The organism is Lentzea kentuckyensis (assembly GCF_002150765.1).
Classification (GTDB): domain Bacteria; phylum Actinomycetota; class Actinomycetes; order Mycobacteriales; family Pseudonocardiaceae; genus Lentzea; species Lentzea kentuckyensis.
Genome location: NZ_MUYM01000012.1, coordinates 1 through 25,248, shown reverse-complemented (window position 1 = coordinate 25,248; position 25,248 = coordinate 1). Strand labels below are relative to the sequence as shown.

The 25,248-nt window shown below is 70.4% G+C and carries 18 protein-coding genes; 4 read left to right on the top strand and 14 right to left on the bottom strand.

Annotated features, from left to right (window positions below):
- Positions 1–175: 175 nt before the first annotated feature.
- From B0F77_RS06565 to B0F77_RS06530, 8 genes are all read right to left on the bottom strand, one after another.
- Positions 176–3,382, bottom strand: coding sequence for an alpha-L-rhamnosidase (locus B0F77_RS06565; protein ID WP_245847862.1), 3,207 nt, complete (start codon positions 3,380–3,382; stop codon positions 176–178).
- Positions 3,383–3,485: 103 nt separating this feature from the next.
- The gene (locus B0F77_RS06560) at positions 3,486–5,009 is read right to left on the bottom strand and encodes an RICIN domain-containing protein (protein WP_086661876.1); all 1,524 of its coding nucleotides are present in this window, start codon (positions 5,007–5,009) and stop codon (positions 3,486–3,488) included.
- 10 nt (positions 5,010–5,019) lie between these two features.
- A complete protein-coding gene (locus tag B0F77_RS06555; RefSeq protein ID WP_086661875.1) occupies positions 5,020–7,107 on the bottom strand; it encodes a beta-galactosidase in 2,088 nt (695 codons plus the stop codon).
- Positions 7,108–7,130: 23 nt separating this feature from the next.
- Positions 7,131–7,949 carry a carbohydrate ABC transporter permease gene (locus tag B0F77_RS06550; RefSeq protein ID WP_086662088.1) on the bottom strand — a complete coding sequence of 273 codons (819 nt, stop codon included), beginning with the start codon at positions 7,947–7,949 and terminating at the stop codon, positions 7,131–7,133.
- A 41-nt stretch (positions 7,950–7,990) separates the two neighbouring features.
- Positions 7,991–8,881: a carbohydrate ABC transporter permease gene (locus tag B0F77_RS06545; RefSeq protein ID WP_086661874.1), complete on the bottom strand. Its 891-nt coding sequence runs from the start codon at positions 8,879–8,881 to the stop codon at positions 7,991–7,993.
- The gene (locus B0F77_RS06540; RefSeq protein WP_211293691.1) at positions 8,878–10,236 is read right to left on the bottom strand and encodes an ABC transporter substrate-binding protein; all 1,359 of its coding nucleotides are present in this window, start codon (positions 10,234–10,236) and stop codon (positions 8,878–8,880) included. Before B0F77_RS06540 ends, B0F77_RS06545 begins: the two co-directional genes overlap by 4 nt.
- A 75-nt stretch (positions 10,237–10,311) precedes the next feature.
- The gene (locus B0F77_RS06535) at positions 10,312–11,310 is read right to left on the bottom strand and encodes a LacI family DNA-binding transcriptional regulator (RefSeq protein WP_245847861.1); all 999 of its coding nucleotides are present in this window, start codon (positions 11,308–11,310) and stop codon (positions 10,312–10,314) included.
- Between the two features lie 236 nt (positions 11,311–11,546).
- Entirely contained in the window at positions 11,547–12,269 is a 723-nt protein-coding gene (locus B0F77_RS06530) for a TetR/AcrR family transcriptional regulator (RefSeq protein ID WP_086661872.1), read from the bottom strand.
- Between the two features lie 86 nt (positions 12,270–12,355).
- On the opposite strand from B0F77_RS06530, the gene B0F77_RS06525 reads away from it, so the two are divergent.
- The gene (locus tag B0F77_RS06525; protein WP_086661871.1) at positions 12,356–13,228 is read left to right on the top strand and encodes an NAD(P)H-binding protein; all 873 of its coding nucleotides are present in this window, start codon (positions 12,356–12,358) and stop codon (positions 13,226–13,228) included.
- A 74-nt stretch (positions 13,229–13,302) separates the two neighbouring features.
- The gene (locus tag B0F77_RS06520; RefSeq protein WP_086661870.1) at positions 13,303–13,785 is read left to right on the top strand and encodes a carboxymuconolactone decarboxylase family protein; all 483 of its coding nucleotides are present in this window, start codon (positions 13,303–13,305) and stop codon (positions 13,783–13,785) included.
- Here the strand turns inward: B0F77_RS06520 and B0F77_RS06515 are convergent.
- Genes B0F77_RS06515 through B0F77_RS06490 form a run of 6 tightly spaced genes read right to left on the bottom strand, consistent with a single transcriptional unit; the run spans position 13,765 to position 21,666 of the window.
- The gene (locus B0F77_RS06515) at positions 13,765–14,523 is read right to left on the bottom strand and encodes an aminotransferase class IV (RefSeq protein WP_158102621.1); all 759 of its coding nucleotides are present in this window, start codon (positions 14,521–14,523) and stop codon (positions 13,765–13,767) included. The genes B0F77_RS06520 and B0F77_RS06515 overlap by 21 nt on opposite strands.
- Positions 14,523–15,719 (bottom strand): FAD-dependent monooxygenase, encoded by a 1,197-nt coding sequence (locus B0F77_RS06510; RefSeq protein WP_169730892.1) that lies wholly within the window; start codon positions 15,717–15,719, stop codon positions 14,523–14,525. Before B0F77_RS06510 ends, B0F77_RS06515 begins: the two co-directional genes overlap by 1 nt.
- The gene (locus tag B0F77_RS06505; RefSeq protein ID WP_211293690.1) at positions 15,712–17,289 is read right to left on the bottom strand and encodes a class I adenylate-forming enzyme family protein; all 1,578 of its coding nucleotides are present in this window, start codon (positions 17,287–17,289) and stop codon (positions 15,712–15,714) included. The genes B0F77_RS06510 and B0F77_RS06505 overlap by 8 nt, the downstream gene beginning before the upstream one ends.
- A gap of 18 nt (positions 17,290–17,307) precedes the next feature.
- A complete protein-coding gene (locus B0F77_RS06500; protein ID WP_086661868.1) occupies positions 17,308–18,777 on the bottom strand; it encodes an AMP-binding protein in 1,470 nt (489 codons plus the stop codon).
- Positions 18,777–20,969: an aminodeoxychorismate synthase component I gene (gene pabB / locus B0F77_RS06495; protein WP_086661867.1), complete on the bottom strand. Its 2,193-nt coding sequence runs from the start codon at positions 20,967–20,969 to the stop codon at positions 18,777–18,779. The genes B0F77_RS06500 and pabB overlap by 1 nt, the downstream gene beginning before the upstream one ends.
- A 49-nt stretch (positions 20,970–21,018) precedes the next feature.
- Entirely contained in the window at positions 21,019–21,666 is a 648-nt protein-coding gene (locus B0F77_RS06490; protein ID WP_086661866.1) for a putative antibiotic biosynthesis monooxygenase, read from the bottom strand.
- Between the two features lie 351 nt (positions 21,667–22,017).
- On the opposite strand from B0F77_RS06490, the gene B0F77_RS06485 reads away from it, so the two are divergent.
- Together B0F77_RS06485 and B0F77_RS06480 are read left to right on the top strand one after the other, a co-directional pair.
- A complete protein-coding gene (locus B0F77_RS06485; RefSeq protein WP_086661865.1) occupies positions 22,018–23,904 on the top strand; it encodes an FAD/NAD(P)-binding protein in 1,887 nt (628 codons plus the stop codon).
- A 121-nt stretch (positions 23,905–24,025) separates the two neighbouring features.
- Positions 24,026–25,248, top strand: a 1,223-nt coding sequence (locus B0F77_RS06480; protein ID WP_245847860.1) for a lyase family protein, incomplete at its 3' end; no start/stop codon positions are given.

Genomic DNA, 25,248 nt, shown 5'->3' with positions numbered 1-25,248 from the left:
TCGCAACAGACTTGAGACGGGAGCGGGCGATGCCTCTGCGCAATGTGGTCGACGGCGCGGCCAAGGACCAGCCGTGGGAACGCTCGCCACGCCCTGAGCAGCCCAGTTGGTAGTAGTTGTGCGCTCGATGATCATGACTTGGTAGTACTTGCAGGCGCCCGACCCGGCATTGTGCCTAAGCCGGGACGCGGGCGGTGAAGACGTACCGGCCGGATCCGGCGGTCACGGTCACCTTCCCCGCCGCATCCTGAACGACGCCAAGCACTCCGGCGGCACTACGCAGCGGCCTGCCCGATTCGGTGACCGACCGGGCGTCGGCCGTGGGGATCACGATCTCGGCCGTGGTGTTCGCGGGCACCGTGACGGTCATCGTCAGGGCGGTGCCGTTGAGCGACCACGCGTTGGACAGCTTGCCGTAGACGGTGTCGATGCTGCCCTCGGCGTGCGTGAGGCCGCCGCCGAGGTGCGGTTCGATCACGCTCCTGCGGTAACCGGCCTCCTTGATCCGGATGCCGCCGATGTTCTGGTGCATCCAGTCGGCGACCGCGCCGTACGCGTAGTGGTTGAACGAGTTCATGTCCACCGGGCCGAACGAGCCGTCGGGCTGGATGGAGTTCCAGCGCTCCCAGATGGTCGTGGCGCCCTTGCCGATCTCGTACCCCCACGATGGATAGTCCTTTTTGGACAGCAGGGTGTACGCCAGGTCGTCGCGGCCGATGTTGGACAGCGCCGGGAGCAGCCAGGGCGTGCCGATGAACCCGGTCCTGAGGTGGTTGTCGCTCTGCGCGAGCTTCGCCACGTACTTCGCGCCGGCACGGGACTTGAGGTCCTGACCGACGACGAGGTCCATGCCGAGCGCGAGCGCGTACCCGGTCTGCGAGTTGCCCAGCACGGTCCCGTCCGCGGCGACATAGGCGTTCGTGAACGCCGTGCGCACGTCCTCGTAGAGCCGGGCGTACTCGGCGGCCTCGGCGTCGCGTCCCACTGCCTTGGCCATCTCGGCCATCATCCGCACGTCCTGCGCCCAGATCGCGGTGCCGAGGACGCCCTGGTTCGAGGGGTCGTCCAGGTTCAGCCAGTCTCCGGTGAAGAACGTCAGCCGCCCGGTCTCCAGGTTGTCCGGCCCGGTGCTCGCCCTGGCGTAGGCGAAGAACCGGCTCATCGCCTCGTAGTTGTCCCGCAGCACCTGCGTGTCACCGTAGGCGTGCCACAAGGCGTACGGGACGGTGATGATCGCGTCCTCCCAGCCGACGCCGCTCTCGTCGAACGCGCCGTTGGTGGACGGCACGACGGCGGGGATCGAGCCACTGGCCTTCTGCTCGTCCCGCACGTCGGTCATCCACTTGCCCAGGAACGCCCGCATGTCGCTGAGGTAGGACGCGGTCGGCGCGAAGATGTTGATGTCACCGGTCCAGCCCAGCCGCTCGTCACGGGCAGGGGTGTCGGTCGGGATCGAGAGGAAGTTGCCTCGCGCGCCCCAGGTGACGTTGCTGTGCAACTGGTTCAGCATGCCGTCGGAGGTGCGCAGCGTTCCGGTGCGGCGCAGATCGGATCCCCAGACGACGCCCTGCACGTCCGCCGCGGCCGGTGGCGTGCGCGCTCCGGTGATCTCCACGTACCGGAAACCGTGCTGGGTGAACGTCGGCTGGTAGGTGATCGTGCCGTCGCGGCCGAACCGGTAGTAGTCCGTGGCGGTGGCGGCCCGCAGGTTCTCGACGTACATCGTGCCGTCGCGGTTGAGCACCTCGGCGTGCCGGATCCGCACCGTGTCACCGGCCTTGCCGGTGATCTTCACGCGCGCGACGCCGACCATGTTCTGGCCGAGGTCGTAGATCGTCACGTCGGCGGGCTTCGTGACCGCCACCGTCTTCAGGACCTCGGTCCGGCGGACCGGCTCGTCCGGTTGCGGCGAGGGTGAAACCTGTGACGACCGCTGGACGACCGGCTGCCACGCCTTGTCGTCGAACCCGCCCTCCGCCCAGCCCGGCTGCTCCAGCCGCGCGTCGTAGGTCTCGCCGATCTGGTTGTCGGTCGCCGCGAACGGACCGGCGTGCCAGCGCCAGTCCGGCGTGGTGTCGACCCACTGCACCCGGCCGTCGGTGTAGGTGATCTTCAGCCGTGCGATCACGGACAGGTCGGTGCCGTACTGCGCCTTGCCGGCCAGGCCGACCTTGCCCGCCCACCAGCCGTCGCCCAGCGCCGCGCCGAAGCCGTTCGCGCCCGCGCGGACGAGACCGGTCACGTCGTAGGTCTGCGACTGGATGCGCTTGGTGTACTCGGTGTAGCCCGGCGCGAGGAACTGGTCGCCGACCTTGCGGCCGTTCACCGTGAGCTCGTACACGCCGTGCGCCGACGCGTAGATCCTCGCCTGCGCCACCTTCTTCCCTTGCTGGGTGCGGAAAGACGTGCGCAGCAGGGGTTCGTACGCGTCGCGGCCGTCCAGCAGCGCGTCGGTGCTACCGGTGACGGTCAGTTCGTGGTCGCCGAGGCTGCCGCCGGTGAACGGGTTGGGGACGGCGAGTTCGGTGTCGGCCAGCGCGGTGCCGTCGGGCTTCGTGGCGGTGAACGACGTGACCGTCACCGACTCCTTGTCGAACGTGCGCAGGCCCGGCCGCCCGACGGGGAAGTCCGAGACGGTGCGCGAGTCGACCGCGATGCCGTCCAGCACGGTCCGGACGACGCTGCCCTCGACGGTGTAGGCGACGGTGTGCGTGCCGGCGAGCAGTCCGGCGCGGGTGAAGCCGAACGGCCGCAGGTCGATCTCGGCGAGCACCGAGTAGTTGCCGTTGACGCGCAGGTGCGGCCGGAGCATCGGCACCGCGTCCGCCGACGTGCCCACGTTGAGTTGCCACATGTAGGCGTTGTTGGCGTCCTTCGCGCGCAGGAACGTGCCGAACGCCGTGTTGTTCAACCGGAACCGCACGGTCGAGGTGTAGTCCGTCCACTGCGCGTAGGTGGGGGAGGGCTTGCCGATCCAGGCCGCCGCTCCCCAGTCCGCCGGGGACAGCAGCCCCGTCTCGAACCACGCGGGAGCGCTCCACCCGCTCGGAACACCCCGGTCGTCCCAGATCCGGACCTGCCAGTGGTACCGCGTCGCCGACGCCAGCGCCGGGCCGCCGTAGGACACGCCGGCCTGCTGTGACGACACGACTTTCCCGGTGCGCCACACGTCGGCCCTGCCCGGCGCCGACCCGACCCTGATCTCGTACGCGGTCTGGGTCATCGCCCTGCGCGAGGACGATGACTGCCAGCCCAGTTCCGGAGCGGCCCCCGGAATCCCGAGGGGGTCGACCCTGCCGTTGGCGGTGAGCCCGCCGACCTCGGCGGAGGGAGACGCCGTGCTCGGGGGAGGGCCTCCCGTGAAGAAAGCCAGACACGTCAAGACAACGAGCGCGGACAACTTCACGGGTTTCGCCCTTCCCTCTGACTGCGTAGACATATCTACGCAGTCGCTGTGGACACGTCAACACCTCGTTTCTGCTGGTTCAGCTGACCCGGACGAGCCGCCACTGCTGGTCGAGCGACCCGTTGTAGGGCCGCTGCACGATCTGCGTGCCGTCCGAGCCCGCACTGTCGAGCACCGACAGCGCGTTGCCGCTGTGCCTTGCCACCAGCCGGTAGTAGGCGCCGACCGGCACGAGCTGCCACTGCTGGTCGGCACCGGCGTTCTCGACCCACTGCACGGCGCGGGCGTTGTCCGCGGTGCTGGTGCCCCAGATCGACAGGACGCGGCCGCTGTTGCGGTTGAACAACGTGCGGTAGCCGTTGCCGGTGTCGGTCACGTGCCACTGCTGGTTCGCGCCGCCGTTGTCGGCCCACTGCACCAGGTCGGCGCCGTCCTGCAGGCTCGCCTGCAGCGTGTCGAGCACCTTGCCGGTCTGGCGGTTCACCAGCTTGTAGTACGCGCCGGCCGAGTTTCCGAGGTCGACGTCGCCGTAGCGGACGGTGTTGCGCGCGTTGACCCAGAAGCCCTCCACGGACAGGATCAGCACTCGGCCGGTGCCCGCCACGGGCTGCAGCATGCGGCTGTAGCCCGTGGGCATGGTCGTGCGCACCGGCGTCCACGGGCCGCTGCCGTTGCCGGTGTTGACCCGTACGTCGCCGGAGCCGTGGGAGTTGTAGACCAGCCGCCCGTTCGGCAGCGTGATCACCATCGGGCTGCCGCCGTGGTCGATCGTCGTGCCGCCGTCGAGGGCGTTCCACGACTCCGGGTCCGCCGAGATCTTGAAGTTGTTGGGCGTGTCCGGCTGCCCGACCATCTCGAACACCATGAGGTACCGGCCGTCGGCCATGCGCGTCACGATCGGCATGCCCGGTCGCAGCGCGCGGTCCGCCATCGCCACGTCCTCGACCACCGGGCCCCACCGCAGGCCGTCGGTCGACGTCTGGTGCACGATCTTCTGGTCGTGGTCGTCCTTGTCGCGTTCGTCGGAGTAGAAGACGGTGAGCCGGTTGTTCGCCGCGAACAGGTACGGCTCCCAGATCGGTTTGGGGTTCGGGCTGCCCCACTGGCCACCGCCGAGCGCCACCTCGCTGACCCACCGCCAGGTCGCGCCCTCGTCGTTGCTGCGGTAGAGCTGGATCGCGGTCGCCGACCGGTCCGGCGGCGAGGAGATGCCGGCGAGCAGCAGGGTTCCCGCGGGCATGGTGCCGATTCGCTGGGGCAGCACGTAAAGGTGCGGGTTGGTCCAGTTGCCCCACTTGCGCGGCGACGTGTCCGCGACCTTGGCGCGGCGCGACCAGGACCTGCCGTCGTCGGTGCTGCTCCAGATCGGGAACGTCATGTTCTCGAGCGGCTGGTTGTTGTCCTCGTACGTGGCGACCAGGCGGCCGCTGGGCAGTTGCGCGGACTTGGCGTAGGTGAAGCAGTACGGGCGGGTGCAGTCGCCGGACGGCGCCACGAGCACCGACGGACCGTAGGCGAGGGCGGGTGACGCGCTGAGCGTGCCTCCCACCAGGACCAGCAACACCGTCAGCAGCCACGTGCGGTGTCTTTGCAGGGAAAACATCGTGTGCTCCTCACTCTGTCGAATCGGCAACGAACACGCGCACGTCCCACGCACCCAGTTCCAGCTCTTCGCCGGTCTGGGCGGAACCGCCCTCCAAGACGTCGGTGAGCCCCGCGGGTGCCTTGGCGCGCACGGGTTCCCAGCTCCAGTTGTGCAGGACGTGCACGCGGCGTCCGTCGGCGGAGGTGCCGGTGGACGCCGTGACGGACGCCGGTAGATCCCGCCATCCGCTGACCGGCAGGGGAACCAGCCATTCGGCCAGCGCGCGCGCCAGGTCGCGTCCGGGCACGGTGCCGACGCACGTCACGCGTCCCTTGCCGTGCGCGCGAGTCGTGATGGCGGGCCAGCGGCCGAAGTGCGGGTGGTCGTACCGCGCGATCACCTCGGCGTCGATCACGGTGAGTCCGTCGGCCCAGTGCGTCGCCGTGGCGTGCTCGGTCAGGCCGTGCACCGGGAGCGGCGCGCGGAGGTTGCTGAACTCGTCGTAGCGGACTCCGGCGGCCTCGACGAGCCGGGCCGGCGCGATCTCGGGCCGGGCGCGGGCCTCGTGGTCGGCGTACGCGGTGCGCGGCCCCAGAACCAGGTGACCGCCCGCCTCGGCGTAGGCCGCGAGCCAGTCGATCGTCTCGTCGTCCACCACGTACAACCCGGCCGCGATCAGCACGGGATGCGTCAGGGCGGCCACTTCGGGCATCATCCGGTCGCTCAGCTGCCCGGCGTGCACCAGCCGCACCTGCCGGCCCGCGTCCAGGGCGCCGCGGTAGAACGGGTCGATGATCCGGTGGTAGGAGGCGGCGTCCGGCTCTCCGTCCGAAGTGGACAACGGCGGGTACTTCTGCATGAGCCACTTGCTGGGCGTCGAGTAGACCATGGTGATGTCGGCGTCCGGTTCGAGCCCGGCGACCAGCGCTCCGGCGGTGTCGAACTCGGCGCCCAGCGCGGCCAGTTCGGCGTAGGCGCGGCCCGGTTTGCCGTTGTGCGGCAGGATTCCGCCCCAGTAGGTCTCGGCGCCGAAGTGCAGGGTGTGCCAGTGCCAGTACTCGATCATGCGCGCGCCCCGGGACACCAGCGCCCACGCGGCCTGCCGCCACTGGCCGTCGAAGGCGGGGCGGTTCTCCCAGGAATGACCGATGGAACCGGCGTTGGTCTCGGTGACCAGGAACGGTTCCTGGCGCGAGGAGAACATCCAGTCGGCGGTCTGGAACAACGCCCACACGCCGGTGGTCTTCCACTTCTGTTCGAAGTCGTCGGGAGTCCGGTCCGGCAGGGCGAGGCCGTCCTGCATGTCGTAGTACGGGTTGCCGGAGGCGATGTCGAGGCTCGCGCTCAGCTCGTCGTCGGCCACGGCGCGGCGGGTGTAGGAGATGCACGTGGTGACGAAGTGCTCGGGGCGGGCGTACTCGCGCACGATGCCGGCCTGCCAGGCGATGAACTCGGTGACCTGCCGGGCCTGGAACTCCCGCCACGCGACGTCGTACTGCGGCTGGAAGTTGCCGTCCGGCGTCCACAGGTCGGCCCAGGTGGACAGCCGGTGCGACCAGTAGACGAGGCCCCACTCGCGGTTGAGCGTCTCGACGTCACCGTACTTCTCGCGCAGGTGGTCGACGAACCGCTGGAACACGCCGTGGTTGTGCAGGAGTTCGTTGCCCGGCTCGTTGTCCACCTGGAACCCGATGACGGCCGGGTGCGTGGCGTACCGGGCCACGATCGCGCGGATCACCCGCTCGGCGTGGAAGCGGAACGCCGGGTGCGTGAAGTCGACCTCCTGCCGGGCACCCCAGCCGATCCGCTGCCCGGTGGCCCGTTCGCCGGTGATCTCCGGGTACTGCCTGGCGAGCCACGGCGGCACGGCGTAGGTGGGGGTCCCGAGGATCACCGAGATCCCGCGCTCGTGCGCACCGTCCAGTGCCGGCTGCAGCCACTCGAGGTCGAACCTGCCGTTCTCCGGTTCCCAGGTGGACCAGACCGACTCGCCGACCCGGATGACGGTGAAGTTCGCCTCCACCATCAGGTCCAGGTCTTCCTTGAGCCGGTCGCGCAGCTGGTACTCGTGGTAGTAGGCGGCGCCGAACAGCACGCGGGCGGGCAGAACCGCCATGGGCAGAACCTCCGATTCGACAGTCATTCCTTGACGGCGCCGGTCGCCAGACCGGACTGCCAGTACCGTTGGAGCAGCAGGAAAGCCGCCACCAGCGGTGCGATGGAGAGCGTGGAGCCGGTCAGCAGCATCGTGAGCATGTCGCCGTTCGCGCCGGCGCCTCCGCCCGCTGCCTGTTCCGCCCACGACGCGAGCCCGACCGTCACCGGGTAGAGGTGCGGGTCGTTGAGCATGATCAGCGGCAGGAAGTAGTTGTTCCAGGTGGCCACGAGCGTGAACAGCACGACCGTGACGAGGCCCGGCGCCAGCAGTCGCACCCCGATCTGGCAGAAGATCCGGACCTCGCTCGCGCCGTCGAGCCTGGCCGCCTCCAGGAGACTGTCCGGCACCGCGTCCTGCGCGTAGACGCGCATGAGGTAGAAGCCGAACGGACTGACCAGCGAGGGCAGGATGATCGCCCACGGCGTGTTGACCAGACCCACCTGTGCGAACAGCAGATAGGTCGGGACGGCCAGCGCGGTCGTGGGCACCATGATCGCGCCGAGCACCGCGCTGGACATGATCCCCTGGCCGCGGAACCGGAACTTGGCGAACCCGTACCCGGCCGCGGCGGCGAGCAGCGCCGCGCCAGAGGCACTGACCACCGCGTAGATCACGGTGTTGAGCAGCCACCGGACGAACACGCCGTCGTCGTGGGTGAGCGTGCGGCCGAGGTTCGTGAGGAACTGCGGCGCGTCCGAGAACCACAGCCCGAACGTCGTGAACAGGTCCTCCGTGCTCTTCGTGGACGCGACGACCAGCCAGAACAGCGGCAGCAGGAAGTAGGCGAGGACAGCCAGCATCGCCACTGTCAGCGGAGTGCTGCGGGTCTTCAGGCGGGCCTTCACGAGGTCCTCCTGCGGTTCGCGGTCAGCAGCACGACGTAGGAGACGACCACGATCACCAGGCCCAGCAGGAACGACACCGCCGCCGCGTAGTTGGACTGCTGCCCGATGAACGTCAGCGAGTAGGCGTAGAGGTTCGCGGTGTAGGCGCTGTCGATGACGTCAGGAGCGATGGGCTGCAACAGTTTCGGCTCGTTGAACAACTGGAAGCTGCCGATCACCGAGAACATGAGCGTCAGCAGCAGTGCGGGCCGCAACGCGGGCAGCTTGATCGACCAGGCGATCCGCCACGGGCCCGCCCCGTCCATCGCCGCCGCCTCGTAGAGGTCGCCGGGAATCGTGCGCAGCGCCGCGTACAGGATGATCATGTTGTAGCCGACGAACTCCCACGTCACGACGTTCGCGAGACTCCCGAGCATCCAGCTCTCACTGAGAAACCTCGGCACCGCCAGGCCGACCGCGCGGCTGAGCTGGGCGAACGGCCCGTAGTCCGGTCCGTAGAGATAGCCCCACATCAGCGTGGCGACGACACTCGGCACCGCGTACGGCACGAAGATGCCGAGCCGCACGATCCGGGCGAGCCGCATCAGGCCGCTGTCCAGCGCGAGCGCGAACAGCAGTGCCAGCAACAACATCACCGGCACCTGGATCAGGAAGAACGTCGCGACCCGCAGCACGCCCCGCAGCAGCAGGGGATCGGCGAGCGCCCTGGTGTAGTTGGCCAGTCCGACGAACGTCGTCCCGCCGACGAGCCTCGTCCGGAACAGGCTGAGGTATCCCGCGTACGCCAGGGGAGCGAGGAACAGTACGACGAACAACACCAGGAACGGCGCGGCGAACAGCAGTCCGGCCACGCCACGCCGATCCTTTGTGGACGGTACGGTGGTCATCGGACGCTGAAACCCTGACCCTGGGCGAACGTGGTGATCCGCGACTGCCACTGGTCGAGCGCCGCCACGGTGTCGGTCTTCGCCGTGAGCGACCTGCCGACCGTCTCGGTCCAGTCCGTCACGACCTGGTCGAGGAACGGCGGCCACCCGAACGTCTTGTCGACCGTCGAGCCGACGTCCGCGAACACCTTGTTGACCTCCTGGCCGCCGAAGAACTCGGGCTTGTCACCGACGTAGGCGGGGTCGGCGAGCAGCGCCTTGGTCGCGGGGAAGAAGAACTGCTTGGTGGCGAACAGTTTCGCGCTCTCCGGGTCGCTGTTGAGGAACTGCGCGAACATCGCCGCGGCGATCGGGTTCTTGGTCGACTTCACCACGGCCGTGGTCGAGCCGCCCCAGTTGCCGGAGGCCGGCTTGGCGGTGTCCCACTGCGGCAACGGCGCCGCCCGCCACTTGCCGGCGGTGGACTTCGCGGCCCCGGCGAGGAAGACCGGTCCCCACGCGGCGGTGATCCAGGTGGCGTACTTGCCGTTGTTCAGCGCGGCGTACCAGCCGTCGGTGAAGTCGGCCTCGGTGCCGATCACGCCCTCCTGGGCGAGACCGCCCCAGAACTTCGCGAGCTTCTTCGAGGCTTCGTCGTTCACCTTGATGCTGATGTCGCTCGCGCCCGAGAGCTGGTAGGGCTTGGCCCCGGTCTGCCACATCAGGCCGTGCCACGCCGGTGCCTGGTTGCCCGCGAGGTTGGTGAGGAAGACCTGCGGGTCGGCGGCGTGCAGTTTCCGTGCCACGTCAGCGAACTCGTCCCACGTCGCGGGTGGCTTGATGCCGTGCTGGTCGAAGATGTCCTGCCGGTACAGCATGCCCATCGGGCCGGTGTCCTGCGGGATCGCCCAGACCTCACCGTTCCTGCCGGTGACCTGACCCCACGTCCAGTCGACGAACCGGTCCCGCAGCCCTTCCGCGCCGTACGGGCGCAGGTCGAGCAGGCTGTCGCTGATCGTGAAGGTCGGGATGTACTGGTACTCGATCTGCACCGCGTCCGGTGCGCCGGTGCCGGCCTGCAACGCGGTGCGCAGCTTGGTGTACTCCGGCGTACCCCGGCCCGCGTTGACCGCGTTGACCTTGATCGCCGGGTACTTCCGCTGGAACAACGCGATTTCCTGGTCGATGTCGGGCACCCACGTCCAGAACGTCAGCTCGGTCGGGGTGGACATCGCCTTGTCGATGTCGGCCTGGCTGACCGGGGCGGTGGCGGCGGGCGCGGTGCTGGAACCACACCCGCCCAGCAGCGCGCCGAGCGAGACCGCACCTGCGGCCGAGAGGAACGAACGACGGTTCAGCGAGGGGAATTCGGGCACGGTGAACTCCTGGAGGCGGGCAGGGGCGACCGGCACGCGAGCAGGCCGCGTGCAGGTGAGGAGGTGCGTGAGTGACTACGCGGGCGGGGGCGCCGTGGAGGCGCGGACGACCAGGTCGACCGGTTGGCCGCCTGTCGCCGGGAGAACTTCCTCGGGTTTTTCGATGGCGTGCACGAGAAGCTTGAGCCCTTCCCTCGCCACCGCGTCGAACGGCTGACGCACGGTGGTCAGGGGAGGGGTGATGTAGCCGGCGACCGGGACGTCGTCGAAGCCGACCACGCTGACGTCCCGCGGCACCCGGCGGCCGAACTCCGTCAGCGCCCGGATCACGCCGATCGCCATGTCGTCGTTGGCCGCGAAAACCGCTGTGACACCAGGACTTCGGGCCAGCTGACGACCAGCCGCGTAGCCGGATTCCGGTGACCAGTCGCCTTCGAACACCGGCGGTTCGGGGGCGTTGCGCGCGGCCAGGGCGGCGCGCCAGCCGTCCAGCCGGTCCTTGGCGGCGAACCACCGTTGCGGACCCGCGACGTGATGCACGGTCGCATGCCCGAGATCGAGCAGGTGCTCGGTCGCGACCCGGGCCATGTCGTACGAGCGGACGCTCGTGCTGATGACCCGCCGTGAGGAGAACGACGGTGGTGCGCCCAGCACGAGCACCGGGACGTCGATCTTGACCGGAACCGGCCCGTCGTCGATCGGCTCGGAGATCACGATGCCGTCCACGCCCTGGTCGAGCAACGAACTGACGGCACCCGCGACCCCGGTCGGGTCACCTTCCACCGTGGTCACGACGCGGAGCGCGTAGCCAGTGTCGCGCGCGGCCCGTTCGATGCCGATGAGCAACGAGGCCGGGCCGTACAGAGCGGTGCCGAGCGCGACCACGCCGATGGACCGGGTACGTCCGGAAGCGAGTGCGCGCGCGGCGTTGTTGAGCCGGTAGCCGAGCTGGTCGGCGGCTTCCAGCACACGACGGCGCACGTCAGCGGACACGTACGGCTCGTCGTTGAAGACCCTGGACACGGTCTTCTGCGAGACCCCGGCCAGACGGGCCACGTCGACGCTTCGAGGCACCGCAGAGCTCCCACCTGGACTCATCTGTCGCATGGTAGCTCCCGCGGCTTCGTCGCCGATCTTGCGCTGACGTGTGTATGACTGCGCAGTCATACTGCGGTCGTGTGGGCGCGTCGTCAAGGCTCGATTTGGCAGACCCGCGTGGTCCGCCCGGTCTGGCTCGGGCCGCTGGGGGAGCACGGTGGTGCTCGACCTTGTTGGCTGGACGCCGTCTCGTCAACGGCACCGCCCACAGCTCATCCGCGGGTCGACCGGTCCTGCAGTTGGCTGACGGCGCGGTTGAGCCACTCGGACAGGAGGGTGCGTTCCGCGTCGCTGAGCGCCGGAAGCCGCGGCAGGGCGGCGCGGAACGCCACCGCGACGGCGATGGGCTCGGAGTCGAGCCGCGCCGTCGCGATGGTGAGGATCTCGCCGAGCACCGCGTCGAGCAGTGCGTCACCGAGGTCCGGATCGCGGCGTTCTTCTGGCTGGTTCAGCAGCGCGAGCACGGCTCCGGTGCCGGTGGCGTGGATCATGTCGACGGCCCGTGTCTCGGAGACCTTCAGCAGTCCCGCGGCGGCGACTCGGGCGACGCGGGCCCGCAGCACCTCGGCTCCGGCGGTGGCGGCGGAGGAACGTCGCACGCGTCCCGGCTCGACGAGGAGCAGGAACACGTCGGGGTTGGCGAGGTTGAAGGCGAGGTGTGCCCGCCAGGCGTCGCGCAGGTCCTCGACCGGGTCACCGTTCTCGTCGGCGGCCCTGGCGGCCTTGGTCGCGACGTAGTCGGCGAGCACGTGTTCCGCGACGGCCTCCAGCAGGCCGTCCTTGTCGCCGAAGAGCCGGAAGATCGTCGGCGGTGGCACGCCGGCTTCCTGGGCGACGGCACGGGTCGTCACCGCTCGGGCGCCGCCGGTGCGGAGCAGGCGGGCGGCGGCGGTGATGATCCCGGACCGGGTGTCCGCGGTGGGCGACTCCGACATGGATCGATGGTATCAGGATCTTGATATCACCGATCCGAATCAGTGGTAGCGTTTTGGTGAACCACTGATTCACGCTGGAGGAAGCCATGATCATCATCACCGGAGCCACCGGCCGGCTCGGCAGCAAGATCGTCGAGAAGCTGCTCGACCACGGTCCCGCCGACACCGTCGGGGTCAGCGTGCGCGACCCGGACCAGGCCGCGGCGCTCGCCGCTCGCGGGGTCCGGGTGCGCGTCGGCGACTTCACCGAACCGGCGAGCCTGGACCACGCGTTCGAGGGTGCCGACCAGGTGCTCGTCGTCTCGGCCGCGATCCGGGGCCCGCAGGCCGCCGGGGCGAACCGGGCCGCGATCGACGCGGCCGTGCGGGCGGGTGCGTCGCGCGTGCTCTACACCAGCCACCAGGTGGCCTCGCCGGACTCGTTGTTCGACCCCGGACGGCAGCACGCGGCGACCGAGCAGCACCTGGCCGGGCAGAACGTCGCGTACACGGCACTGCGGCACGGGTTCTACGCGAGCACCTTCGAGCAGTACGTGCCCACCGCGCTGCGGACCGGCGAGTTCTGGCTCCCGCAGGACGGGCCGGTCTCGTGGACCGCGCACGCCGACCTCGTCGCGGCGGACGTCGCCGCGCTGACGCGACCCGGCGTGCTGGACGGGGTGACGCCACCGCTGACCGCCGCCGAGATGCTCGACTTCTCCGACGTGGCACGGCTTCTGAGTGAACTCACCGGAGCGACGATCAAGCGGGTCGTCGTGGACGACGAGGAGTGGAAGGCGGCGGTGACCGCCCAGGGCATGCCCGCCGCGGCGGCCGAGTTCACGCTCGGCATGTTCCGGGCGGCGCGGGCAGGTCAGTTCGCGGTGGTCGACCCGGCTCTGGAGAACCTGCTCGGGCGGCCGGCCGTCTCGGCTCGGACCGTGCTCACGTCGCTCGTGGCGCAGCACGGACAGCGCTGAGTCCACAATGGAATCAGCGGATTTTTCTCTTGTGTACCAACGGAAATCTTACAAGTGTCAGCTATGGTTGAGGTATGTCGACCATTACCAGTGAGCCGAGGCTGAACCTGAAGTCGGTCACCCCGGACGTGTCCACCGCGATGCGGTCGCTGCACCTCGCGGCCGCGGACGCCGCGGCACGGGCCGGACTGCCCGCCCCGCTGCTGGAGCTGCTGCGTCTGCGTGCGTCGCAGATCAACGGCTGCGAGTTCTGCCTCGACCTGCACGCCCGCGACGCCAGGGCCGGCGGCGAGTCGATGGGGCGCCTCGACGCGCTCAGCACCTGGGCGGAGTCCACCCTGTTCGACCCGCGGGAGAAGGCCGCGCTCGCACTGGCGGAGGCGATCACGCTCGTGCACGACGGACAGGTGCCGGACGGCGTGTACCGGGCCGCCGTCACCGAGTTCGGTGAGGACGGGACCGCCGCGCTGATCTGGGTGTGCACCGTCATCAACGCCTACAACCGCATCGCGATCAGCACCCGCATGGTTCCCCCGTCACCTGCCCCGGCAGGCTGACGTCGCGGCGGGCGGGTCCAACGGCAGGCGCATCCGTTCGACCCGCTCCCGCCACGGCGTGAAGTGCCTGCCGCCGCCCGGAGTCGTGCCGGAGCCGACCAACGCGGTCACCAGGCGGACGCCGTGCAGGGCGTTGAGCAGCCACATCTCCCGGCCGGCCAGTTCGTCGACGCGCCGGGCCCGCCGCGCGGTCTCGATTCCGCGCGCCGCGGCCAGGTCCAGCACGAGGCCCGCGGTCGTTCCGGGCAGCGCCGGGATCTCCTCGGGTGGCGCGCACAGCACGTCGTCCTCCCACCACAGCACCGACGAGCTGGCCGCTTCGACCACGATCCCGTCCGCTGTCCGCAGGAGTGCTTCCTGGGCGCCGCGGCGTTCCGCTTCGGCCCGCATTTCGCCCAGCGCCGGCAGGTCCGGACCCTTGCGGGCCGGCTGCAGCCGGTGATCGGGCGCGTCCGGCACCCACACCCGCACGTGTTCGCCGCGCGCGGGTGCCGGACGGATCCGCAGTCGCAACGACGGCGGGTCGCCCGTGAGTTCGACCCGCGGGAACCAGGCGCCGGTGCGCGGCAGAGCCGAGATCGTCCTGCGCCAGAAGCGGTTCAGCTCCTGCGGCGTGACGACACCGAGTTCCAGGCAGGACCGGGTGAACCTGCTGACATGCCGATCCAGCGACCGGACCGTCCCGTCCAGCACCAGCCACGAATCGGCCACCAGCAGGGGAGCGTTGTCGGTCGCCATCAGTGCCCCACCGCCGCGCGCGGACCGTACGGGGCGTGTTCCAGCCATTCGCCGAACCGGGGCACCACGGGTGCCAGCGACGCCGCCGCCCGGCGTCGCAGCCTGGCCGCGGTGCTGGGCGGTCGCAGGTGCCGCAGCGCCGCGCCCGCGGCGGCGCTGTTGACCTCGGCCGCAGCGCGCCTCGTCGTGGCGAACTCGGCGACGGCCGCGGCGTTCGCCGCAGGGGACCGCCGGCCGACGGCGATGGCGTTCGCCGCCGCGTGCGCGTCGACGAAGCCGCTGTTCATGCCCCGCGCGCCGAACGGCGGGAACAGGTGGGCGGCCTCGCCGACGAGCAGCACCCGGTGGTGCGGGTCGGTGAAGTCGTCGGCGATCAACTGCAGGAACCGGTAGACCGAGATCGCGGTGACGCGTTCGGGCGGGGTCGGCCCGATCAACGCGGGCAGCCAGCGCTGCACTTCCTGGGGCGAGGCGATGACTTCCGGTGAGTCGCCGGCCCGGCTCTGCACGTCGACCTGGAAGCCCTTCGCGTAGGGCACCACGAGCACGCCACGGCCGTCCGCGGCGGGATGTTCGTAGTGCATGACCCGTTCCAGACTGGGCGTGCCACCCGGCTCGTCGGCGACGTCGACCACGACGTGGAACCCGTCCGCGGCCGAGCCGTCCAACGCGTTCCCGGTGCATTTGCGCACCGTCGACCTGGCGCCGTCGGCTCCCACCACGTGACTTCCCGACCACGTCTGGCCGTCCTCGGTGGCGACGGTGACGCCACCGGCGTGCGCGACGACCTCGGCCACCGGCCGGCCCCACCGCACGTCCACGCCGGCCTTCGCACAGGCGTCGAGCAGGACGCGTTCGGTCTCGCTCTGCCGCAGGCTGGTGAACGGGGGCAGGCCGCGGGCGCGGTCGTGCGGCGGGAACTCCCGCGCGTAGACCTCCCGCCCGCGGTACAGGGTGCGGCGGACGTTCCACAGCACGCCCCGCGCCGCGAGCTCCGTGCCCAGCCCCTCGCTGGTGGATTCCAGCAGTGCCAACGACTTCCCGTGCACGTAGAGGGCACGGCTGCCGGTGCGGTGCCGGGACGCGGGGTCGGCTTCGAGCAGGACGACGGGCACCCGGTGGGAGCGCAGGGCCAGTGCCGCGAAGAGCCCGACCGGACCCGCGCCCACGACGATCACCGGTGCCTCGTCAGCCACGGGCCACCGCGCGGTCGCCGGTGGCGATCAACTGGGCGAGCGCCACGCGCTTGATCTTCCACGTCGACGTCCTCGGCAGGTCGTCGAAGGCCCACTGCCGGGGCGTGCTCAGCGCCGGGAGGTCCGCCGTCGCCCGTTGCCAGCGGTCCGGTGCCAGCGGCGCACCGCTGCGGGTGCACACCACGGGTACCGCGACGCCGTCCGCGCCGGGGATCACGACCACCTCGCGCAGTTCGTCGAGCCGGGACATCAGCACGTCCTCGATCCGCAGGTTGCTGTCCACCTCGTCGATCTGGTCGATCTCGCGGTCGATCAGGTTCAGGCCACCCCACCAGCTGCGGGTGCCCATGTCGCCCATCCGCCACCAGCTGCCGTTGCGCTGGGCGTCGAACCGGTCCTGGGCGCCCTGGTAGGTGACGATCCGGCCGCGGGTGCGCGCCTCGATGTGCCCGACCGTCCCGCGCGGCACCGGGGCGCCGGAGTCGTCGGTGATCCTGACCCTGGTGAAACCGGGGATGCTGATGCCGACCAGGCGTCCGTTGCCGCGGGCCGCACCTCGTTCGGTGAACGTGCGCACGGACACCGGGCCGGTCTCGCTCTGCCCGTAGAGCTGCATGAGGTACTTCCCGCGCCGTTGCGACGCGCCGAGCAGCCGTTGCACGGTGCGCGGGTGGATGGCGTCGAAGGTGCTGCTGAAGCAGCGGACGTTGCGCAGCGGCGCGCCGGGGGCGTCCGCCAGGTCCTCCCACAGCACGAACGTGTTGGGGTGCGTCTCCACGACACCCGGCTGCCACCTGGCCAGCAGCGGGCCGACCGAGGCGGGGTCGTGGTCCACCAGCAGGAGCAGGCGGCTGCCACCGGACAGGAACGTGCCGAGCGCGTGGTAGAAGCGCGAGTGGACGAACGACATGCAGAAGGCGGCCGTCTCGCCGCGCACGGGCAACGCCATGATCTTCTGCGGCACCAACCTGTTCCACAACGCGCGGGCGCAGTGCACGGCGAGCTTGGGCACGTCGGTCGTGCCCGAGCTGTGCGTGATCATCGCGGGCTCGTCGGGGTGCAGCCGGACCGGCGTGGCGCGCCTGGTGACCTCCAGGTCGCCGAGCGCGACGGCGCCGGGGAACGCCCCGCTGACGAGGACCCGTTTGCTGGTGAGCCTGGAGATGTCGGTGTGGGTCATCAGCCGGGACAGCGTCGCGTCGTCGGTGACCAGCAACGGCCGTTCGAGCCGGCCGAGCAGGATCCCGACCACGCCGGCGTCCAGGCCGGACGACAACAGCACGGGGATCGCGCCGAGCCGGGACACGGCACAGCCGAGCAGCGCGATGTCGGCGTTGTCGCGCTTGTGGATGACGACGTGGCTCGCGGCCCTGACGCCGGCGGCCCGCAGCTGGTCCGCCAGCCGGTCGACGAGGTCGGCGAGCGAGCGGTAGGTGTGCTGCAGTCCGGCGTCGGGAGCCACGTCGAGCGGCCGGTCCAGGATGACCGGGACGGCGCCGTGCCGCGTCGCCGCCGCGCGGAACATCTGTCCGATGTAGAAACCGCTGCCGGAGAAAAGGTTTTGCTGCAAGGGAAACTCCTCAGTCGGTTACCAGGATCCGGTGCGCACGACGTGCCGGCGCAACTTGCCGGTGGCGGTCCTCGGCAGCTGCCGCACGAGCCGCACGGTGCGCGGGACCTTGAACGCGGGAAGCCGGGACCTGGTCCAGGTGATCAGCTCGTCCTCCAGGCCCGGTGAGTGCTGCGCCGGAACCACGAACGCGCGCAGCCGCGAGGCGTCGTGGTGGTCGAGCACGGCGGCGACGGCGGCCTCGCGCACCAGCGGATGGTCCGCCAGCACGCGCTCGATCTCCAACGGTGACAACGAGATCCCGCCGACCATCTCCATGTCGTCGGTGCGCCCGAGATGACTCAGCGTGCCGTCGGGGTTGCGGCGCACCCGGTCGTGCGTCGTCAGCCAGCCGTCGACCAGCGTGCCGCGGGTGAGCTCGGGTCGGTTGAGGTAGTGGGAGAACAGCGTCGGCCCGCGCACCCACAGCTCGCCGTCGGCCTCGGCCGGGAAGCCCTGCGCGTCCCGCACCTGCACCTCCCAGCCGGGCACGGGCTTCCCCAGCGTGCCGGGGGTGTTGTCGCCGATCGCGTTGGCGCAGAACGCGTGCCCGGCCTCGGTGGAGCCGATCTGCTCGAGCATCTCGATCCCGAGGTCGTCACGCAGCCGGCCGCCGAGCGACTCCGGCAGTGGTTCGCCGGCCGACACCGCGGCCCGCAGTTCGGACAGCGCCGCGTGCTCGTCGGTGGCCGCCAGTGCCGCGTACGAGGAGGGCACCGAGTACAGAAGGTTCACCCGATGCCGGGCGATCAGGCCGACGATCTCGTCCGCGCCGGGCCGGTGCGGGGTGAGCACCGCGGACGAACCCGAATGCAGCGGGAACACCAGCGCGTTGCCGAAGCCGTACGCCCAGAACATCTTCGAGACCGACAGCGCGACGTCACCGATGCCGATGCGCAGGACGTCACGCCCCACCGACGTGCCGTACAGGGCGAGATCCTTGTGCGCGTGCACGACACCTTTCGGCTGACCGGTGGTGCCGGAGGTGTACTGCACGTAGAGCGGACTCGTCGGCGTGACCTCGCCGACCGGCCCGGTCGCGGTGGTCCAGGCCTGGTCGAGCAGGTGGTCGACGTCGATCCACGGGTGGCCGGCGAACCGTTCCTCCAGGGCCACGTCGGTCACGCAGAGGCGGGCGCCGCTGTCCGCTCGTAACAGGTGGTGGTCCGCCTCGGTGAGTTCGGGGTTCACCAGCACCGCGACCGCGCCCAGCCGGGTGATCGCGAGGAAGGTGACGACCCAGGCGACGCCGTCGGGCGCGGCCAGCAGGACGTGGTCACCGTTGCGGACGCCGTGGTCGTGCAGCACGCCCGCGGCTCTGGCGGCGAGGTCGTGGATCTGGCCGTGTGACCACGTCTCGTCGCCCATCAGGTAGGCGGGGCGGGACGACCAGCCGGCGCGGTCGGCGTGCGTGGCAAGGGCGAGGGAGGCGTTGCAGGTTCGGTTCATCAGCCGGCCTCCACCTCTGCGCCGACCACCGCGGCACGACGGCGGCGGCGCGCGTGCCGGCCGCGCCGGTGGACCCGTGGCTCGGCGGACAGCACGGCGGCGGGCCGGTGTGCGCCCGAACTCCAGTACGCGCGCATCGGCGCGGCCAGCTTGAGCAGCATCTCCTGGTACTCGCCGTCGGGGTCGGAGTCCAGCACTACGGCACCGCCCGCGCCGATGCGCACCCGCCCGGCGGCGAAGACGGCCGTGCGGATGACGATGCTCAGGTCGGCGGATCCGTTGCAGCTCAAGAAGCCGAGTGCGCCGGAGTAGACGCCGCGGGCGCTTGGTTCCAGTTCGTCGATGATCTCCATCGTGCGTTCCTTGGGGGCGCCGGTCATCGATCCGCCGGGGAAGCAGGCCCGGACGCAGTCCAGCGCGTCGAGGCCTGGGCGCAGTGAGCCGCGCACCGTCGACACGAGCTGGTGCACGGTCCGGTAGGTGCGGGTGCCCATCAGTTCCGGCACGTGCACGGTGCCGACCTCGCAGACGCGGCCCAGATCGTTGCGCAGCAGGTCGACGATCATCAGGTTCTCCGCGCGCGTCTTCGGGTCCTCGGCCAGCGCGTCGCGGAGTGCGACGTCGGATTCCGGGGTCGCGCCGCGGGCAGCCGTGCCTTTGATCGGTTCGGCCTGCACGACACCGTCGGCGCCGACGCGGAGGAACCGTTCCGGGGAGGAGCTGGCCACGTCGACCTCGCCGAAGCGCAGGTAGGCGGAGTACGGGGCCGGGTTGACCCGGCGCAGCACGCGGTAGTAGTCGGCGGACGCGCACGTCGCGGGCAGTTCGACCGCGGTGGTCAGGCAGATCTCGTAGCTCTCGCCGGCGCGCAGTTGTTCCTGGCAGGACACGACGTCGGCGCGGTAGTCCTCGGCCTCGCGCAGCAGCCAGCGTTCGGTGATCTCCACGGCGTCCTCCTCCTGCGGCCACGACTGGACGGGCGGCGCCGAGTGGGACGACAGCGAGGAGAGGAAGGCGAGCGTGGCGTCGAGCCAGCCGGCGGCCTCGTCGTGGCCGGAACGGGTGTCCTCGGCCAGGCAGAGCAGATGGGCCGTGTGTTCCTGATGGTCGATGACGATGACGCGGTCGGCGAACAACCAGGCCGCGTCAGGGGTCTTGCTGCGGTGGGCGGCCTTGCCGCCGAGCGACGCCTTGAGCTCGTAACCGAAGTAGCCGACCCAGCCGCAGGTGAAGTCGAACGGGAGGTCCGGCTCGGCGTGTGCGCGATGGGCCAGGCCGCGGCGCAGGTAGGCGAAGATGTCGTCGCGCAGCCTCGTCGCCGCCCGGCCCGCGCGCTCCACGGTCACCACGCCCGCCCGCACGTCGTAGCTGCAGTACTCGGCGAGCGGGCCGGTGTCGTCGCCCAGGTAGGAGAACCGCGCGCCGCGCTCACCCGCCCCGGCGCCGTCCAGCCAGAACGCGCGTTCCGACGCCGAGTGCAGTTCGGCGAACACCTGCTCGGGATCGACGACCCCCTGGTACACGGCGGTGTGCAGGCGGTGGCCGGTGTTCGGGACAGCAGCGGTCTCGACGTCCGGTACCTCCACGGGGCCGCGCACCGTGACGGACGGCCGCACCGCCTCGGAGAGCGCGCGGAAGTTGGCCAGCAGCCGGGTGCCCCACTCGGTGAGGATCGACTCGGGGTGGAACTGCACCCCCCAGTGCGGCCGGGTCCGGTGCCGCAACCCCATCAGCACGCCGTCCTCCGCCCAGGCGGTGGCCTCCAGGTCCGGCGGCAGCGGTTCGGGTACGTACAACGAGTGGTAGCGCACCGCCGTGAAGCCCTGGGGGATGCCGTCGAAAAGGTCACGGCCGTCGTGCGTGACCGTGGTCGGGTGGCCGTGGCGGGGTGCCGGTGCCAGCGCGACCCGCGCTCCCGCCTGGAAACCGAGTCCCTGGTGGCCGAGGCACACGCCGAGCACCGGCAGCGCGTCCTGGTCCAGGAACCTGGTCGAGCCGGCGAGGTCCCGGCTTCTGCCCGGTCGTCCGGGACCGGGGGAGATCACCACGTTGTCCACGTCGCCGAACGACAACCTGGCGAGCTCCGGGTCGTCGTTGCTCAGCACGAGGGGGTCTTCCCCGTTCACGCTCGCGACGAGGTGGAACAGGTTGTAGGTGTACGAGTCGTGGTTGTCGATCAGGAGGGTCCGCACTGAATACGCTCCGGTGCTCGGGGGCGGCGACTGGTGCTGCGGCGGCTCTTCAGCGGCGACGTGAGCGCGACTGCTGCGCGCTGGGGAAGGTCGCCGGGGCGGCGTGCCGTGACCGTGACGCCCTGGGGGGTCGTGAGCCCTGACGGGCTTCGCTTTCCTGCGGCACGGCCGGGGGCCGGAGGCCGGGTGAGTTCGAGGTCGGTGCGTCGGCTGTGTCGACTGCGGCGGGCAGGCTGGTCCGGATGGTCTGCATGGTCTGGCCGCCCGGCTCGGGTGCCTGGGCGGGCGCCGCCACGGGGACGGTGCCCCGGCGCAGCCACGGTCCGAGCACCTTCATCACCTGCGGCATGAGCACCCACGTCATCAGCCCCGTCACGCACACGCACAGCACGAGCGTGCGCACCAGCAGCGGCAGACCCGTGACGCGCGGGATGACGGTGACGTTCACCAGCAGCACCGCGGGGAACACGCCGATCAACGTCACCAGCGCCGTCTTCCACTTCGGCGGGGGCTTCGGTGGGCCGGCAGCCGGTGGTGCCTGGGCGGGGCGCGGCGGTTCGACTCGGGAGGAGAAGCGCCCGACGTACTCGCGCCACGTCGCGTGAGACCGCGAACCGTCCCACTCGGCGGCGCTCTCGGCGCTGTCGAACCAGCAGATGACCAGCCAGGTCGCCGAATCGCCTGTTGCTTTCTCCATTCTGCCGTCGAGATACCCTTGTGATCTAGAAGCCGCGCTTAGAAGTCCCTTTACCGACGTTGAGAAACTCGCCATCCTGCCCGGCCTCACCCGGTGCGTGCTGATGACGACGCCTTCTTTTTCGTCGGACATCGGAGCGAATGCCTCCTTCGGCGCGTCGACTGCTCCGGTCGGCGCGGCTGGAAAGCGCGTACACGGATTCATACGGCCCCGCCTAGGTGAGGGTTCAACCGAACTTGTGAGCGCTAACTTCACGCCGGTCATACATCCGCAGGCGTTGTCTTGGCGGCCCCGCGTGCTTTGGAAGTGGGTAAATCCATTTTGGAAAAATATAGTTCGGCCGTCATCGGCATGGGTCCGAGAGGCCTCTCGATATTGGAAAGAATCTGCGCGAACTGGTTGCCGCCTGTTCTCGGTGACGAGCTCGTGGTGCACGTGGTGGATCCCGCGGAACACGGTTCTGGAACTGTCTGGAACACCCGGCAGTCGAGCGGATTCCTGATGAACACGGTGTGTTCCCAGGTCACGGTTTTCCCTGATGACAGCGTGCGGATGGAAGGCCCGGTCCGGCGCGGCCCTTCGTTGTACGAATGGTCACGATCGGTCGCGTCCACCGCGAGCCTCGACGACGGGAACGACACCATCAGGAGCGAAGCCAGGCGCCTCGGGCCCGACTCCTACGCCACGCGCGCCTTCTACGGGCATTACCTCGTCTGGGCGCTGAAGGAGATAGTCCGCAGCGCTCCCGTCGGGGTGCGGATCGTCCACCACCGTCAGCGAGCGCTCGCCGTGACGGAGGACGAGACCGGCCACGTGGTCCGGCTGGCCGACGGACAGCTCCTCGACGGACTCGGCGCGGTCGTGCTGGCGCAGGGCCATCTGCCGTCGCGTCCGGGAGCCAGGGAACGTGAGCTCGCCGAGTTCGCCGCGGCCCGAGGTCTGCGGTACGTGGCGCCGGGCAACCCCGCCGACGCCGACCTGACCCAGGTCGAACCGGGTGAGCCGACCCTGTTGCTGGGCCTGGGCCTGAACTTCTTCGACCACCTCGCCGTGCTGACCACCGGCCGGGGTGGACGGTTCGAGCGCCACGACGGCGTGCTCGGCTACCACCCTTCGGGCTTGGAACCCCAGCTGTACGCGGGGTCGCGCCGCGGTGTGCCGCTGCACGCGAGAGGGGAGAACCAGAAGGGCGCGCACGGCCGTCACCAGGCGGCGGTGCTGACCGAGGACGTCGTGCAGGCGTTGCGGTCCGCGCCGGTCGACTTCCGCGCCCACCTGTGGCCGTTGATCGCGAAGGAGGTCGAGACGGTCTACTACGCGACCGAACTGGCCTCCCGCCTGGAACCCGCTCTGGTGGCCGGGTTCTCCGAGCGGTACCGGTCGTGCGCGCCGGGTCGGGAGGAAGCGGCGCTGCTGGACGAGTACGGCATCGCGGAGAGCTCGCGCTGGGACTGGACGCGGATGGAGAACCCGGTGGACCGGCTCGGGTTCGAGTCGCTGGAGGAGTTCCGTCCGTGGCTGCTGGCGCACCTGCGCGAGGACGTGGCCAGAGCGGCACAGGGCAACGTGCGCGGACCGGTCAAGGCGGCGCTCGACGTGCTGCGCGACCTGCGCAACGAGATCCGCGCGGTGGTCGACCACGGCGGACTGCGCGGCCGTTCCCATCGTGACGACCTGGAGCACTGGTTCAGCCCGCTCAACGCCTTCCTGTCCATCGGGCCTCCCGCCCGGCGGATCGAGGAGATGGCGGCGCTGATCTCCGCCGGCGTGCTGGACGTCCTCGGTCCCGGCACGCGCGTGGAAACCGATCACGTCGCGGGCACGTTCCTCGCGGTCGCGGACCTGATGCCTCGGCCGCTGCCGGTCCGGGTGGTGATCGACGCGAGGATGCCGACCCCGGATGTCCGGACGACCGATGACGAACTGCTGCGGGGCCTGCTCGCGGCCGGCCGGTGCCGGCCGCATCGGGTTCCGGACGGTGAGGGCGGGGTGCTGGAGACGGGTGGGCTGGACGTGACTCCCCGGCCCGCCAGGGTGATCGCCGCCGATGGTGCGCCGAATCCCGGGCTGTACGCGCTGGGTGTGCCGACCGAGTCGGTGCACTGGGCGACCGCGGTGGGGATCCGGCCTTGTTCGGCGTCGGCGACCGTGGGTGATGCGGACGCGATCGCTCGGGCGGTGCTGGGGTCGCGGTGCGTGCCTCGGCGCGGGCGTGAAGGTGTTGGGAGGGCGATGTGATCCATTCCTTGGGTGGCAAGGGGTTGCTGTCGTCGGCTTGGGCGGCTGACGCGGGGATGCGGGCTGTGTTCGGTGTGTGTTGCGTGCCTTTGCGCGGGCGTGAGAGCGCTGGGAGGGCGACGTGATCCACACGTTGAGCGACACCGGTTTGCTGTCGCCGGTTCGGGCGGCGACCGCCGTCGAGGCGATGACGTCCGACGAGGCGTGGCTGCGGGCGATGTGCGCGGCCGAGGCCGGGCTCGCCCGCGCCCAGGCCAGGGTCGGCACCGTGCCCGCGGCCGTCGCCGAAGTGATCACGCAGGTGGCCCGCGACGGGTGCTTCGACGTCGCCGGGATCGCCGCGCGTTCGCGTGGGGCGGCGAACCCGGTGGTCGCCGTGGTCGAGGAGTTGACCGCGCGGGTGGCCGCCGTCGATCCCGCCGCCGCCGAGTTCGTGCACCGGGGTTCCACCAGCCAGGACGTCCTCGACACGGCCTGTTGCCTGGTCATCGCGCAGGTGGTCGTCCACGTCAGGCATGACCTCGCCCAGGTGATCGGCGCGCTGGAGAACCTGGCCGACCGGCACCGGAGCACCGTCATGGCGGGGCGCACGCTCACCCAGCACGCGGTGCCCACGACGTTCGGGCTGAAGGCGGCGGGGTGGCTGCATCTGTTGCGGGAGACGGACTCCAGGGCTGAGCACCTCGTCGAGCGCGGCCTGCCGGTGCAGATCGGCGGCGCGGCCGGGACCATGGCGGCGTACCTGGAGCACGCGAGGTTGCACTTCGGACGGTTGCCCGCGGACTACGCCGCGAACCTCATCACCGCCTACGCAGACGAGATGGGGCTGGCCGAGCCCGTGGTGCCGTGGCACGTGCTGCGCACGCCGATCGTCGACACCGCCGCGTGGTGCGCGCTGGTCACCGGGGCGCTCGGCAAGATCGCCCTGGACGTGCAGTCCTTGTGTCGCACCGAGATCGCCGAGCTCAGCGAACCCACTGCCGCCGGCAAGGGAGTCTCCTCGGCGATGCCGCAGAAGCAGAACCCGAGCCTCGCCACGCTGATCCGGTCCGCGGCGCTGCAGGTGCCCGGTCTCGCCTCGACCCTCGCCCACTGCCTGCTCGCGGAGGACGAACGGCCCGGCGGCGCCTGGCACGCGGAGTGGCAGCCGTTGCGGGAGTGTCTGCGTCTGGCGGGCGGCGCCGCGCACACGGCGGTGGAACTGATCACCGGTCTGCGTGTGCACGGTGACCGGATGCGGGCCAACCTGGAGATCACCCGCGGGGCGGTCGTGGCCGAACGTTTCTCCGCACAGTTGACGCCACAGCTGGGAAAGGCGAAGGCGATGCGCGCGGTCGCGACCGC

Excerpts from the sequence above, each read along its gene's own strand:
- B0F77_RS06530 (WP_086661872.1), bottom strand. The coding sequence starts at position 12,269 with ATGTCGGAGTCGCCCACCGCGGACACCCGGTCCGGGATCATCACCGCC.
- B0F77_RS06545 (WP_086661874.1), bottom strand. The coding sequence starts at position 8,881 with ATGACCACCGTACCGTCCACAAAGGATCGGCGTGGCGTGGCCGGACTG.
- B0F77_RS06560 (WP_086661876.1), bottom strand. The coding sequence starts at position 5,009 with ATGTTTTCCCTGCAAAGACACCGCACGTGGCTGCTGACGGTGTTGCTG.
- B0F77_RS06520 (WP_086661870.1), top strand. The coding sequence starts at position 13,303 with ATGTCGACCATTACCAGTGAGCCGAGGCTGAACCTGAAGTCGGTCACC.
- B0F77_RS06550 (WP_086662088.1), bottom strand. The coding sequence starts at position 7,949 with ATGCTGGCTGTCCTCGCCTACTTCCTGCTGCCGCTGTTCTGGCTGGTC.
- B0F77_RS06515 (WP_158102621.1), bottom strand. The coding sequence starts at position 14,523 with ATGGCGACCGACAACGCTCCCCTGCTGGTGGCCGATTCGTGGCTGGTG.
- B0F77_RS06555 (WP_086661875.1), bottom strand. The coding sequence starts at position 7,107 with ATGGCGGTTCTGCCCGCCCGCGTGCTGTTCGGCGCCGCCTACTACCAC.
- B0F77_RS06490 (WP_086661866.1), bottom strand. The coding sequence starts at position 21,666 with ATGGAGAAAGCAACAGGCGATTCGGCGACCTGGCTGGTCATCTGCTGG.
- B0F77_RS06485 (WP_086661865.1), top strand. The coding sequence starts at position 22,018 with ATGGGTCCGAGAGGCCTCTCGATATTGGAAAGAATCTGCGCGAACTGG.
- B0F77_RS06525 (WP_086661871.1), top strand. The coding sequence starts at position 12,356 with ATGATCATCATCACCGGAGCCACCGGCCGGCTCGGCAGCAAGATCGTC.
- B0F77_RS06500 (WP_086661868.1), bottom strand. The coding sequence starts at position 18,777 with ATGAACCGAACCTGCAACGCCTCCCTCGCCCTTGCCACGCACGCCGAC.